This window comes from Mesorhizobium sp. WSM2240 (assembly GCF_040438645.1).
Classification (GTDB): Bacteria; Pseudomonadota; Alphaproteobacteria; order Rhizobiales; family Rhizobiaceae; genus Allomesorhizobium.
This window is the reverse complement of the sequence record NZ_CP159256.1, coordinates 122,047-135,325: the sequence shown is the minus strand read 5'-3', so window position 1 is coordinate 135,325 and position 13,279 is coordinate 122,047. Positions and strand designations below refer to the sequence as shown.

Here is a 13,279-nt window from a genome sequence, read left to right as displayed (position 1 = left end):
GACTGCTGACGTGCAATATGGATTCGCCGTCAATTTATAGAACTGAACTTCAGCAACGTTGTCGTATTCCATTTATTACGCCGTCTGCGTCAATAAAGGACTCGATTTGCGATGCTTCCTCAAGCGTTACGGTATGCTTACACAGCAAATTCGATTTCGTCGTTAGCGTCGCATCCGAAAACTTTTCGCAGCGTACATATCGCCTCATCGAACGTGGCCCGCTCGGACGCGATTTGAATACGCCAGGGCCGGACTTTCCGCGTAGCGTTGTGCGCCGACATCGATCTATATTGGTTGGGCGCGTTGGGGTCGTAGGGGCGGTACCGACGCTTTCGGGCATCGTCGTCCTCCGCATGGCTTCGGTGGCACTAGCCAGCGAATCCCAAGCGACTTCTTGCACTGCTCCAGCGCTGCCGCGGACAGGTGAGTTCGCCACGGCAGGCTGCAGCTGGAGCCGCCTTGTCGACGTGTGCGTGCGCCTCAATCGAAAATGGCCGACAATCGATATTTTTAGGGGCGGGAATGATCCGATCGAATGTGGACGGATTCACATCGGTTGAAATGAAATCGCATAGCAACCATCAGCTGCGCCATCGTTCGACAACGCTCGACCAAAATGGTTGTTTAAGCCGACGGCATCCTTGCTACGCCGGTCCGACCGTCATTACACCGTCCGTGTCCGTCGGCTTAGCAGCCGTACAACGTTTTGATGCCTCGCCTGGATCGCTGCTTTATGCCACCTTAACAGTACGCGGCTGACTGCCGGCCTGTGGTCTGGCCAGCGTGCTGAGGGGCGCGCGAACGATGACGAGTGACCATGATGAGGCAACATGGCGAGCGGTCGGTCAATATCGCTCTCTTGACCCCTACGTCCTGTGGCGCGCTCTGAAAGACCTGGAGAACGAAATCTACTCGCTCGAGCGGGCAAATGAGCCCATACCCATTAAGATGCTCCGCATGCGGGCAGCAATGCGCAAGGCTAAGGAGAAAGGCGCCATCATCTTAGCCATGGCTCCTTTAAATCCGCCAAACGCCCTCTCCCGAAACAATACGCGTTCGATAAGGCCTAGTTTCGATCCATTTGATTTTGTCGATCAGTATCGAACACTTGGAGGTCTGCGGAGGGCGATCGCCTGGGGAGAGAACGTTCGCGTATTTGCGTGGGATGAGGATTCTCGCGAGGCTACGGATTTCTGGGACCAGCGGTTCCCGGCGTTGTCGCGTGATGAGCAGCAAGCAGTCGCAGCGTGTCTTCTGGAGCGGGGGCGTTCTTGAGTTAGCGCGACATTCTGACCTTAGCCTGCGCCCCAATCTGCTCGGAGCGACGTCATTAATCCCATCATTACCGTGGAAAGGAACACATCGTCTCGCACGAGCGATGGTTCGATCATCGAACTCGCGGAGCGACCTTGATGTCGCGCGCGCCATCCAGATCCAGCACGCCAACGCTCGCTCACAAAGCCGCGGCGCCGGCGAACCGCTTACATCGAGTTCTGCGGAACACCTCGGCAGATCCAGACGGAAGCTTCTCAAGGGTCAGGATCGACAGAAGCTTTTCGCTAACTGGCCGATGAGAACAGCCTGATCCGACACTATCAGGCGGGATAGGCGCTCAGGACTCAGGACAGACCTTGCCGGCGGTTTTTGCCGCTGAAACCGCTCGTTCAGCTTAACCGGTACTCCTGCGACTGAGGTGGTCGGTCGGTGATGCATCAACCCTGCCTTCTGGCGCGATTCGGAACACCCGCGTTCTTGATGCTCTGCCGGCCAGTGGCGCTAAGCCTGACGCGGACTGATCCGGCATTGCAGCCAGCGGGCTTCGGCCGACTACTGTTCAGCCTGGCTGCAGGAGCGAGCTGGGGCTGCGGGAGGTGCTGCCTTGGCGTCAGAATGGCAGCGTTCGCGGGTTTCGTCCCCTGCGTCCTTCTTTTCCCATTGACCTCTGGCCTGGCGCGGTTCTCAATGAGCTTTTCCCATGGGAGGAGGACATTGTGGGAAATGTCCTGGTAGTGGGAGCGGGCCCCGTCGGACTCACGATGGCGGCCGAACTCGCCCGTCACCGTATTCGCTGCCGCATCATAGACCGGCTTCCGGAGCCCTTGCCTTATTGCCGGGCCATCGGTGTGACGCCGCGCACGCTCGAGGTTTGGGACGACATGGGCATTGCCCGAACGATGATTGATGCAGGCCTATGGATCGAGGGTATGCGCTCCGTTGTCCATGGCCGGCCGCCAACTGATATTCGTCTCAACCTGCCGGAATTGCCTTATGCAGAGTTGGGTCTTCCGCAGTACGAAACGGAGCGCCTGCTTGCTGCCCATCTCGCCGGCTACGGTATCGAGGTCGAGCGGGGCTTCAATCTGGTCGGCCTGACGCAAAACGACTGCGAAGCCATTGTCCGGCTTGCCTGCGACGGAAATGAGGAGGAGGCTGGTTTCCGTTACATCGTCGGCTGTGACGGCGCGCACAGCGCTGTCCGGCAAGCGCTTGGTATTGGGTTTCCGGGCGAAGCCTTCCCGATGATGTTCATGCTTGGCGATGTTCACATTGACTGGGATTTGCCCCGCGGACTATCGCTTCGCGCTCTGCGTCTCGTCGAAGGCGGCCCTCCGGACATGTTCATCGCCGTTCCGCTGCCGGAGCAAGGTCGCTACCGTGTTTCTATGCTGGCGCCGCCGGAACTCAATACTGCCGGCGGTTCGGATCATGGCATTCAGGCCGAGACCAGCGGGCCGGAACTCCGCGATATCCAGTCGGTGGCGGATAGCATTCTGCCCGACAAGCCCCAAATTAGCGACCTGCGCTGGTCTTCCACTTTCCGCATCAGCATGCGGCTTGCCGATCGTTACCGCCAAGGCCGCGTCTTCATTGCGGGCGATGCTGCCCATATCCACCCGCCCACGGGCGGCCAGGGGATGAACACAGGCGTTCAGGATGCGTACAACCTCGCCTGGAAGCTCGCCCTTGTCCTTAAAGGAGCGGCGCCGGATGCACTGCTCGACAGCTACGAAGCCGAGCGCCGTCCGGTCGGCGCCGAGGTGGTGGAGCGTACTAAGGCGGCAAGTATCGGATACGGTCGCGAAAGGGGAGGAAAACCCGATCGTCTCGCTGACACGCAGATCCTTGTATCTTATCGGGAAAGTGCTTGGGTGAGGGGCGACGGCACGGACGTCGCCGACTCCGCGCCTGCGCCCGGCGACCGGGCTCCCGACGTAGCAGGCCTGCGGCGGCACAATGTCGGTTTTCCGCTTCGTCTTTTCGACATTCTGCGCGGCACGGATCACGTTCTTATCGCTCACTTGCCTGGTGCATATGTGGCGGACCGCTTCGCCGATTTCGCGGCTTTCACCCAGGTCAATCGGGCGCAATGGAACGACTCCTGCCGAGTGGTGGCAATCGTTTCGGCTGAAGCCGACGATCTGCCGAACGTACCTGGAATAGCTATCTACAAGGACGCCGACGGCGGTTTTGCAACCGCATATGGAGGTCGGAAAGCCGCCTTCCTTTTCCGGCCGGATGGCTATCTCGGCTGGCGAGGCGAATCGTGGCGAGCGACGGGTCTAATGGACTATTGGAATGCTGTTTTCGGCCAAAAGCGTGTCTAGCACGAGCGCGTTACACTGCCCGTTAATGCCACTGAGGCCATGCCTGCCAAAACGACAGCCGCGCCGAGGAACAGTCCATCATACCCAAAGCCTAAAGTCACTGGCGTGCTGAGTAACGGCGAGCAGAACTGTCCAATGAAGACCGATGCCGTCAGAACGCCGCCCGCAAGGCCTCGTCGCTGCGGCGGCGCGAAATTGAGCGTTATAGCGACGAAACTGGGCGAGACCACCGCATAACCAGCCCCGATCAACGCAGCGCCGGCGAAGCTCAGCAACGTGGCCTGCGGCAGGATCAGCAGTAGGAAGCCAGCAGCCATGGCGGTATATCCCAAGGCGAAGACACCGGCATAGCCGATGGCGCGCTGAATTCGAGAGTAGAGCAGCGCGAGACACCCTCCGGTGAGCATCAGCACGCGGAGCCAGCAGGGCAATGCTCAACGACTGCAATTGAATGATGATTTCCAAATCGGGAAGAGATCGCAAATGCGATCTCCGAAGATCGTCTGTTGCTGTTACCGAGACCCTCAAGCATAAGCAGCAGCCCATAATGTGAAGCTCACGAGCCCGCGATGAGGCGTGAACCCAGCCTCGCCTCATCTTCCGAAAACCGTTCATTTTCAGGTAAACAAGGCTGGATCGACCCGAATTGCGAACGTCGGCAAATCTGCGATCGGGTGTGGAAGGCTGACCTCCATTTTCTGCGCGACAATCCGACGAGGACAGCTTCCGCTGTGTTTCATTCACGCTATCTTTTGGTGCAATGATGGGCATGGGTTCCCCCGATAACCGCCATTCTGGCTAATGACTCCTATTGAACGCCGATTTTCCAGCGCGGTAGGGGTTGTGCGGTCCTGACCGCCCGGTGACAGGGACCAATCATGCAGCAATACTTCTCGTAAATATTGGTCTTAGCGGGCTCGGCGGAGCTCTTCGCCACGCCGCCAACATCGCGCCCTCCATTTTCTCGGCGCCAGCTTTCCCTTCGGGATGCTTGCCGTCAATGTCGCGGGCTCGCTTGCAATGGGCCTGCTGGCAGGCTGGTTCGCCCTCAAAGCAGATCCGGAGCAGCATGGCGGCTATTCCTGATCACCGGCATTCTCGGTGGTTTCACCACCTTCTCGACGTTATCGCTTTGATGTGGCTCTCCTTTACGAACGCGAGAAGTGGGAATGGCCGGAGCCTACGCGCTTTCATCGGTCGCGATCTCGGTTGCCGCCTTGTTCGCGGGGATTCGACATCGTCCGAACTCGCCTGAACTGGGACCCATGATGAATGCTTTGATATGGTGGCAGTTCTGGGCGCTGCTCTCGGCCGTCTACGCGGCTCTGACAAAGATCGGCGTCGAACACGTCAACTCCGATTTTGCCACCTTCATCCGCACCATGTTATCCTGATCGTCCTCGGCGCGAAACTCGCGGCGAACCAACAGTTCCAATCCTTGAGCACAATCTCTGGCCGAAGTTACTTGTTCCTGATACTCTCCGGCATTGCTACGGGCGGCTCATGGATATGTTACTTCCGGGCGCTCAAGCTCGATGATGCCGCAAGAGACGCGCCAATCGACAAGCTCAGCGGGCGAGCAATTTGCCGAACTCACCGAACTCCTGAAGAACTATTCGAAGGAAGTTGGCATCGCCGCCGAATTCCACGAACGTGATGTGCCTTGGCTTTTCCGCCGACCCGCGCTCGGTCCACAGATCCTTGGTGAAGCGCTCGGCCGCGGGCGGCCCATCGGCGCTCCAACGAGCAGCACCCCCGTGAGTTGGACACAGTCAAGACAGGAGCAAGCACCTTCAGAACCGCTCATCGGTATCGCTCCACGGGCCTGCTCAATCAGCGGCCTCTCAGACAATCACGACTGGTTGATCCGCCTGCCCGTCTCGCGATCGAACAGATGTATGGCCACGGGATTGCCCCGCACATGGATGCGCTCGCCTACCGTTACTGTTTCATTTCGCGGGAACTCCACCGTAAGCATGTGCCCCTCGCCAACTTCAACATAGCCAAATGTTTGACTGCCGAGCCGCTCGGCGACCGCCAGCTCGCCGCTGAACCAGGCTTCCTCCGGCGGGCAGGTTGCCAGGTCTTCCGGCCGGATGCCGAGCGTGATGGCGCCCTGATGGGGCGCCTGACCACGCAATTCCGGCAGTGATATATCGCGACCGAGAATGTGGAGCGATGCCATGCCCTTGGCGATAGAGGTGATCTGCGCCGGAACAATATTCATTGTTGGGCTGCCGATGAACTGGGCGACGAAGAGACTCGCTGGGCGATGATAGAGCTCGAGCGGAGCGCCGATCTGCTCTACCATCCCGGCATTCATGACGGCGATACGGTCGGCCAGCGTCATAGCTTCCACCTGATCGTGCGTGACATAAACGGTGGTTGCCTTCATCCTGCTGTGCAGCTTCGCGATCTCCAGGCGCATTTCGACGCGGAGCGCCGCGTCGAGATTCGATAGGGGTTCATCAAACAGAAATGCCAAAGGTTCTCGTACGATGGCGCGGCCCATGGCGACACGCTGGCGCTGCCCTCCAGAAAGCTGAGCCGGACGGCGCTCAAGAAGCGGCACGATCTTCAGCATGTTCGCCGCTTTGGAAACACGCTTGTCGATCCTGTTTTCCTGTTCGCCGCGCATCTTTAGCCCGAAGGCCATGTTTTCACGCACGCTCATATGCGGATAGAGGGCGTAGTCCTGGAACACCATGGCGATGTCGCGCTCGGCGGGCGCCAGCCCGTTCACCACTTTGCCACCTATGTCCAGCGTACCGCCTGAAATTTCTTCGAGCCCTGCTATCATGCGAAGCAGTGTGGATTTTCCGCAGCCGGACGGCCCTACGAGCACAAGGAACTCGCCGCTTGCAATCTCAATATCGACATCGTGGATGACCTGAAGTGGGCCGTAGGACTTCCTGATCTGCCTCAATGCAATTGCCGTCACTGCGTTCTCCTGAAGGTCCCTTTCGGCCTTGACATCATTATCGATATCAATATCGATAATGATGTGGAACGCAGTTTGCAACTATCAGGTCGATTTTGATGTCGTATTTTTCCGCCCGGCTGGATGGCCGGCCCGTTGCGGCAAGGCCGGCAAAGTCCGCCACGGCTTTCAATGCACTGAAGCGCGACATCATGCTGGGCACGCTGCCGGCCGGCTCAGTATTGACCGAACTTGACCTCGCAGCGCATTTCGGCTGCAGCCAGGGAACCGTTCGGGAAGCCCTGCTTCAGTTGCAGGAGGAAGGTCTTGTCCTGCGAAAGGGGCATCGAGGTACGCAGGTATCCGCATGCACCGAGGACGAGGCCATCGAAATGTTCCGTGTCCGCCAGCAGATCGAATGCAACGGCATCGCCCGCGTGCTACGGGCACCTAGCCGTTCCCTGATACCCGACCTGAAGGCATTGTTGGCTGATATGACCGAAGCGGCGCGATCGGGCGATGAGTTGGAACTCGCCTCCTTTGACCGCGACTTTCATCGACGTATTTTCCAGGACGCCGGTCTGCCGGCGCTGGACCCCATTCTGCACCGTTGCCTCGTGCACAATCATCGCTTCAAGATATCACGCAGCACGATGCCTCGCGATCTGCTCGCCACCGCGCAGCGCCACGGCCCCATCATCGAGGCTATCGAAAGCGCCGATGCCGAGCGAGCCACCAGTGCCCTTCACCACCATATCGCGACCATCGTCGATCTCGGTCCGAGTGTATTTCCGGATGCAAGCCAATGAACGTTATTTCGGCCGGCATGGCGCAGCTTTCGGCGGAGATGGCGGCTCTCATTGCTCTGGTGGCCGCCGAGTCCGGCCCTCAGCCCGATCCGACACTCATGGCGCCGGCGGACGGTCGCGCCGTTTCGGAAGAAATCAACCGGCGCTGGAACAAGAACCTGCCACCGGTTGCGAAGGAAGCCGATGTCTGGGTCGAAGCAAACGCGCAACTCGGCTCGTCCCGCTGCCGGATGCGGGTGCTTGGACCGCGTGATCATGCGGCAGGAGCGATCCTGTTCGTTCATGGCGGCGGCTTCGCCTTTTGCAGTCCCGAGACGCACGAGCGCTGCGCACGCGTCCTGGCGATCGAGGTCGGCATGCCAGTTCTCGTCCCCGACTATCGGCTCGCTCCCGAGCAGCCATACCCCGCTGGGCTGATGGACGTGATCGGCTGCATGCGGGCGGCCTTCGCGGCGACAGAGTCTGCAGGGATCCAGCGCGGTCCGTTGCTCGTCGCCGGAGACTCGGCGGGCGCCAATCTTGCCTTGGCGGCGACGCTTCATGAGCAGGCAGCGGGCCTCTTCAGTGTCGCTGGAGCGCTGCTCTTTTACGGCACCTACGCTCGTAATTTCGCTACGCCGTCCTACCGAGACTTCGCCGACGGACCAGGCCTAACCCGTGGTAAGATGGAACGCTACTGGGGCTGGTATGCGGGCGGCAAAGATGTAGCGGGAGATCCCCTCGCTTGTCCGCTGGCTGCAAGCGACGACGCTCTCGCTACCCTGCCGCCGCTACACCTCTTGGCAGCGGCAGTCGATCCGCTGCTGTCTGACACATTGATTCTGCATGAGCGCCTCGCGGCGCTTGGCCGCAAAGAAACCGTGGCGGTCGTTCCAGGAGTCACCCACGGATTTCTACAGAACACCATGGATCTGGCGGCGGCGCGGGAGGCGCTGTCCACGGCGGCCAAGGATGCGAGGAGGATGGCTGCATCGCAGTAGCCTGTCTGTTTTTCAAAAGGAGGAGACTATGAGATTCCTAAAGACTTTGGCCGCAGGCATGACCCTAGCGGCGACACTGGCCGCAAATTTCGCCTCAGCTGAAACGGTTCGTTTCTGGTATCATTTCGACAATCCGGAAAATCCGATGGCCGATCTCGTCGCTAAGTTCGAGGCGGCCAATCCCGGAATCGAAATCGAGGCCGAAAACGTTCCGTGGAACAGCTATTACGATAATCTCTACACCGCCCTTGTTGGTGGAAATGCCCCTGACACGGCGATGGTAAAGCTGTTTGCCCAGCCCCGCCTTGCGGAAATGGGCGCGCTGGAGCCGATCGGAGAGCGGATCGACGCATGGGCGGGCAAGGCCGATCTGCTCGACAATCTGCTCCAACTCAACGAGGGGCCCGACGGGCAGCAATATTATCTTCCCGTCCAATATGTAGTGCTCTACCTCTATTATCGCTCCGATCTTTTCCATGAGGCCGGACTAACGCCGCCAACGACCTGCGATGAATTTCGCGACGCCGCCATCAAGCTGACCAAGGCGCCGGACACATACGGCTTTGGTTTTCGGGGCGGAAAGGGTGGATGGGACCAGTGGGGAGCCTTTGTGCTTTCGCGGGGAGCCGAGTTGAAGGCCGGAGGCCTCACCACGCCCGCAGCGATCGCCGCCAACCAGTGGCTCATCGACCTTTTCCAAAAGGACAAGGTCATTCCGCCATCGGCGCCGAATGACGGTTTTCAGGAAATCATCGGCGCGTTCAAGGGCGGCAAGACGGCGATGACCATTCATCACATCGGCTCGTCCAACGATATGGTCAAGGCGCTTGGCGACAAGGTATCGGCCGTTCCCGTGCCGGAATGCAACGGCGGCCGCTGGACCTCCTACGGCGATGAGTCGCTTGCCATCTTTTCTTCGTCTGAAGTGAAAGACGCTGCCTGGAAATGGATTTCCTTCCTCGCCGAAGGCGAGAACAATGTGGAATTCAACAAGGCCACCGGCCAGATGCCCGTGACCAAGAGCGGCTCGGAAAACTGGTCGCTGCATGAACGCCGCTTCGTCCAAGCCACTGTCAAGTCCCTGCCCTTCGCACATGTGCTGCCGCAGAACACGGCGACGTCTGAATTCGTCAACACCGCGTGGCAGACGGCAATGCAGCAAGCGCTGACCGGGCAGATCACCTCGCAGCAAATGATGGAGCAGCTCGAAGCGCTCTTCGCGAAGTGACGTTAGCCCGCCCTGAAAATTCCCCTCCGCCCCTTTTGGCGGGCGGAGGGGAAATGCTGACGCCTCTACGGGCCTGATTCCAGATGACCATGATCGCTTCCTCCCCGCCATCCGACATTGTGATCGCCACTCCGGCGTCCGCGCGGCTCATGCCCTTCGCCTTGCTTGCCCCGGCGGTTTTGGTGACACTTGTCATCGTGTTTTTTCCAATGGCGCAGGCGGTGCTCACCAGCCTTTACGACCTGATCCTGTGGAAGCCGAATGCCAGCCGCTTCGTCGGTTTCGGCAATTACATAAAACTGTTCGCCGATCCGGTCTTCTGGACATCGCTCGGCAACACCGCGATCTGGATCGGACTGACGGTACCGCTCCAGATGGGGCTCGGCCTTCTCACGGCCCTGTTGCTCAACCGGGAATTCCCCTGGCGCGGGCTTGCCCGCGCCCTCATCATCATACCCTGGGCACTGCCCAGTGTGGTCATAGCGCTGATGTGGCGCTGGATCTACGACCCGAACACCGGCGTGCTCAATGACATCCTGCTCTACCTCTCGATCGTACGCACGGCGGTGCCATGGCTTGCCGACCCGGATCTTGCGCTTTACGCCATTATTGCCACCCTCACCTGGCAAGGCTTCCCTTTCTTTGCCGTCATGATCTTGGCCGGCCTGCAGGGTATCCCGAGAAGCCAGTACGAAGCCGCCTCGCTCGATGGGGCCACGCCATGGCGACAGTTTCTCCACATCACGCTTCCGGGCATCGCGCCAATTCTGGCGACAGCCGGCTTGCTTCGCGTCATCTGGGTCGCGAATTCCATGGACGTGATCTTCGTCATGACCGGCGGCGGACCGGGCTATGCTACGCACACGCTGCCCCTCTACGCCTTCGTGCGTGCGCGACAAAATCTTGACTTCGGCTACGGCACGGCAATCGCCGTGACTTTTACCATCTTGCTGGGCGCCGTGGTCGCCGTGTACCTGACCCGCACCATGCGAGAGGTGGAAGCATGAACAAACCACGCACCGCCCGCCGCATCCTCACGACCGATCTTCCGGTGTTCATTATTGTGCTTTTCGCCTTGGCGCCCTTTGCCTGGATGGTTCTCACCTCGTTGACACCAACTGACGTCCTGAACGCGACCGGCGTCTCGGTGTCGCCCGCAGCCTGGAGCCTTGGGAACTACGGCCGGCTGCTTCGTCAGACTTCCTTTCTCGACAATATGCTGGACAGTCTGATCATCGCCGTCGGCACGGTCATCCTTGGCCTCGCAGTGGCCGTAACGGCTGCCTACTCATTTTCGCGCTTCCGTTTCGCGGGGCGCAGGCTGCTCATGCTGCAGTTCCTGCTGATCAACATGTTCCCGGTGGTATTGTTGATCCTGCCGCTCTTCGTGCTCATGCGCAAAGCCGGCATTCTCGATACGCATTTCGGCCTGATCCTGGCGAACGCGACAGTTGCGATCCCTTTTGCGGTCTGGATGTTGACCAGCTACATCGGCGCGATCCCGAAAAGCCTCGATGAGGCGGCGATGATCGACGGCTGCTCGCGACTGGCGGCGCTTCGGCGCGTCGTCCTTCCGCTGACGATGCCCGGTATCATCTCGACGGGCATCTACGTCTTTATAACCGCCTGGAACGAATATCTCTACGCACTGACGCTCGGCGGGCGGAATGTCCGCCCGGTAACCGTGGCGATCCAGACGCTGATCGGCGAGTATCAGATCGAATGGGGTCTTCTCGCCGCCGGCGCGGTCGTCGGCGCCCTGCCCGCCACTGTGCTTTTCCTTCTCGTCCAGCGCCGGCTGATCGGCGGTCTCACCCAAGGCGCTGTGAAGGGCTGATTTCAAAAAGAGGATGAACATGAACCCCGTGGGGTTAATATCTATGCAATATGCAAGGCCTTTCACGGCCGCACACTTCCCCCTGTTCTTGCGCATGCGGGAACTCGGCTACGACTTCGTTGAATTGCTCGTGCCCGAACCCGGCGAGCTCGATCTTAGGCAAACACGCAGGGCGCTTGATGATGCGGGGCTCGGTGTTGTGCTGGCGGCTCGCGTCAATCTGCAGCGTAATCTCTCCTCCGAGGATCAGCAGGCGCACAGGGCGGGCATCGATTATCTGAAATATACGGCTGACTGCGCCGCAGCTCTCGGCGCGACCGTGGTCGGTGGTCCCCTAACGGGCAATCCGCTGGTCTTTGCCGGCCGGCCGCCGCAGCCAGTGACCGAGCAAGAGCGTTGCGCGCGCAAGACGCGCTGCGTCTCCGGATTGAAGGAAGCCGGCGATCATGCTGAGAAACTGGGTGTAATCCTCGCCATCGAACCTCTCAACCGGTTCGAGAGCGACGTGTTGTGCACGACGCAGCAGGCGATCGAACTGCTCAACGCCGTCGACCATCCAGCCATCCAGCTTATGCTCGATACCTTTCACATGCACATGGAAGAGGCCTCCATTGCCGAAGCCATCCGACTTGGCGGCAGCCGCGTCGTGCATTTCCAGGCAAACGAGAACCATCGGGGCTTTCCCGGCACGGGTTCGACCGACTGGGTCAACATCTTCCGGGCGCTTCATGAAATAGGTTACGGCGGCCCCGTCTCGCTTGAGCCCTTCCGCCGCAATGACGACCGGTTCGGCGTGCCCTTCGCGCAATGGCGACCGCCTCACGAAGACGAAAGCGAGCGGCTTTCAGCGAGCGCCACCTTCATCAAATCTCATATCCTGCTTGCGGAATATCGCAGATGACCTTGAAAATTGGTTGGATCGGGTGCGGCGTCCACGCCACACAGATGCTTCTCCCCCAACTCGTTCGCCACGATGTCGAACTGGCCGCTCTTTGCGACATAGAGGGCAAGCGGGCGGAAGCCGCCGGCCGCCAGTTCAACGTCTCCCGGCTGACCAAGGATGCAGGAGAACTGATCCGAATGCCTGGAATCGATGCAGTCGGCATGGCCGTTGGTCCCGATCAGCACCTTGCCTTCGGCAGGGCGGCATTGGAGCGGGGGTTGCCCGTCTTCATGGAAAAGCCGCCGTCAGGCAGCGCCGCTGGCGCGCGCGAGCTTCAGGCAGCGTCGGAGCGCGCAGGAAAACCGCTCCTCGTCGGCTTCATGAAACGTTACTCCGCCGGCAACAAGATCGCGGCGAACATCGTACGGTCCGGCCGCTTCGGCCCTGTCCTGGGACTTACAGGCTATTATATGACCGCTCCTGGTTATTTCGCCGGTAGTGTCGATTACACCGGCTTTTTCCTGCATCACTGCGTGCACTATATGGACCTGGTTTCCTTCCTCGTCTCGCCGGTCGCGAAGCTCACGGCGCGCAAGGTCGAGAAGGAACCCGGCAAGGTGCTCTTCCACGTCAATTTCGATTTCGAGTGCGGGGCAATCGGTACGATCGCCATGGGTACGGTCCAGTCGCGCGGCGCGCCCGTGGAGCGCATCGAACTGATGGGCGACCATCAGCGTATCGAGATTGACAACGTCGTCGAGATCCGGTGGAACCGCAATCCGCCCTTCAAGGTAGACGATCCGGGGGCAACCCTCTCCGATACAATCGACAGCCTTACATGGAAGCCGAATTTTACCGCTGCCGCAAACGAGGATCCGAAGGGGTACTATTCCCTTCTTGCCGACGTCGTTCCCGCGCTTGGCGGCGCCGCGACGGCAGCCCCCAATATCGGCGATGGCGTTATCGCCATGGAGCGCCTGGAGACACTTCGGCGTGAGCTCAGTCTGTGAGCATCGT

Annotated in this window: 11 protein-coding genes, 1 pseudogene and 1 riboswitch; of the genes and pseudogenes, 10 read left to right on the top strand and 2 right to left on the bottom strand. The window is 59.9% G+C overall.

Annotated features, from left to right (window positions below; translation table 11 throughout):
- Positions 1-804: 804 nt before the first annotated feature.
- Both ABVK50_RS30300 and ABVK50_RS30295 read left to right on the top strand, forming a co-directional pair.
- The gene (locus ABVK50_RS30300; protein WP_353646635.1) at positions 805-1,275 is read left to right on the top strand and encodes a hypothetical protein; all 471 of its coding nucleotides are present in this window, start codon (positions 805-807) and stop codon (positions 1,273-1,275) included.
- A gap of 716 nt (positions 1,276-1,991) precedes the next feature.
- Positions 1,992-3,605, top strand: coding sequence for an FAD-dependent monooxygenase (locus ABVK50_RS30295; protein WP_353646634.1), 1,614 nt, complete (start codon positions 1,992-1,994; stop codon positions 3,603-3,605).
- Here ABVK50_RS30295 and ABVK50_RS30290 read toward each other — a convergent pair.
- A complete protein-coding gene (locus ABVK50_RS30290; RefSeq protein ID WP_353646937.1) occupies positions 3,602-4,012 on the bottom strand; it encodes an MFS transporter in 411 nt (136 codons plus the stop codon). The genes ABVK50_RS30295 and ABVK50_RS30290 overlap by 4 nt on opposite strands.
- A gap of 349 nt (positions 4,013-4,361) precedes the next feature.
- Positions 4,362-4,423: riboswitch (Fluoride riboswitch) on the top strand.
- Positions 4,424-4,870: 447 nt separating this feature from the next.
- Here ABVK50_RS30290 and ABVK50_RS30285 point away from each other — a divergent pair.
- Positions 4,871-5,178 (top strand): annotated as a pseudogene (locus tag ABVK50_RS30285) (EamA family transporter); the annotation flags it as partial.
- Positions 5,179-5,457: 279 nt separating this feature from the next.
- Here ABVK50_RS30285 and ugpC read toward each other — a convergent pair.
- Positions 5,458-6,546 carry a sn-glycerol-3-phosphate ABC transporter ATP-binding protein UgpC gene (ugpC, locus tag ABVK50_RS30280; RefSeq protein ID WP_353646633.1) on the bottom strand — a complete coding sequence of 363 codons (1,089 nt, stop codon included), beginning with the start codon at positions 6,544-6,546 and terminating at the stop codon, positions 5,458-5,460.
- A gap of 191 nt (positions 6,547-6,737) precedes the next feature.
- On the opposite strand from ugpC, the gene ABVK50_RS30275 reads away from it, so the two are divergent.
- From ABVK50_RS30275 to ABVK50_RS30245, 7 genes are all read left to right on the top strand, one after another.
- A complete protein-coding gene (locus ABVK50_RS30275) occupies positions 6,738-7,334 on the top strand; it encodes a GntR family transcriptional regulator (protein WP_353646632.1) in 597 nt (198 codons plus the stop codon).
- Positions 7,331-8,314, top strand: coding sequence for an alpha/beta hydrolase (locus tag ABVK50_RS30270; protein WP_353646631.1), 984 nt, complete (start codon positions 7,331-7,333; stop codon positions 8,312-8,314). The genes ABVK50_RS30275 and ABVK50_RS30270 overlap by 4 nt, the downstream gene beginning before the upstream one ends.
- Before the next feature lie 28 nt (positions 8,315-8,342).
- Positions 8,343-9,542, top strand: coding sequence for a sugar ABC transporter substrate-binding protein (locus ABVK50_RS30265; protein ID WP_353646630.1), 1,200 nt, complete (start codon positions 8,343-8,345; stop codon positions 9,540-9,542).
- Between the two features lie 83 nt (positions 9,543-9,625).
- Positions 9,626-10,549 carry a sugar ABC transporter permease gene (locus ABVK50_RS30260; protein ID WP_353646629.1) on the top strand — a complete coding sequence of 308 codons (924 nt, stop codon included), beginning with the start codon at positions 9,626-9,628 and terminating at the stop codon, positions 10,547-10,549.
- Positions 10,546-11,379 (top strand): carbohydrate ABC transporter permease, encoded by an 834-nt coding sequence (locus ABVK50_RS30255; protein WP_353646628.1) that lies wholly within the window; start codon positions 10,546-10,548, stop codon positions 11,377-11,379. The genes ABVK50_RS30260 and ABVK50_RS30255 overlap by 4 nt, the downstream gene beginning before the upstream one ends.
- Before the next feature lie 19 nt (positions 11,380-11,398).
- Entirely contained in the window at positions 11,399-12,280 is an 882-nt protein-coding gene (locus ABVK50_RS30250) for a sugar phosphate isomerase/epimerase family protein (RefSeq protein WP_353646627.1), read from the top strand.
- A complete protein-coding gene (locus ABVK50_RS30245) occupies positions 12,277-13,272 on the top strand; it encodes a Gfo/Idh/MocA family oxidoreductase (RefSeq protein WP_353646626.1) in 996 nt (331 codons plus the stop codon). Before ABVK50_RS30250 ends, ABVK50_RS30245 begins: the two co-directional genes overlap by 4 nt.
- Positions 13,273-13,279 lie beyond the last annotated feature (7 nt).

Excerpts from the sequence above, each read along its gene's own strand:
- ABVK50_RS30300 (WP_353646635.1), top strand. The coding sequence starts at position 805 with ATGACGAGTGACCATGATGAGGCAACATGGCGAGCGGTCGGTCAATAT.
- ABVK50_RS30245 (WP_353646626.1), top strand. The coding sequence starts at position 12,277 with ATGACCTTGAAAATTGGTTGGATCGGGTGCGGCGTCCACGCCACACAG.
- ABVK50_RS30250 (WP_353646627.1), top strand. The coding sequence starts at position 11,399 with ATGAACCCCGTGGGGTTAATATCTATGCAATATGCAAGGCCTTTCACG.
- ABVK50_RS30265 (WP_353646630.1), top strand. The coding sequence starts at position 8,343 with ATGAGATTCCTAAAGACTTTGGCCGCAGGCATGACCCTAGCGGCGACA.
- ABVK50_RS30290 (WP_353646937.1), bottom strand. The coding sequence starts at position 4,012 with ATGCTCACCGGAGGGTGTCTCGCGCTGCTCTACTCTCGAATTCAGCGC.
- ABVK50_RS30255 (WP_353646628.1), top strand. The coding sequence starts at position 10,546 with ATGAACAAACCACGCACCGCCCGCCGCATCCTCACGACCGATCTTCCG.
- ABVK50_RS30275 (WP_353646632.1), top strand. The coding sequence starts at position 6,738 with ATGCTGGGCACGCTGCCGGCCGGCTCAGTATTGACCGAACTTGACCTC.
- ABVK50_RS30270 (WP_353646631.1), top strand. The coding sequence starts at position 7,331 with ATGAACGTTATTTCGGCCGGCATGGCGCAGCTTTCGGCGGAGATGGCG.
- ABVK50_RS30260 (WP_353646629.1), top strand. The coding sequence starts at position 9,626 with ATGACCATGATCGCTTCCTCCCCGCCATCCGACATTGTGATCGCCACT.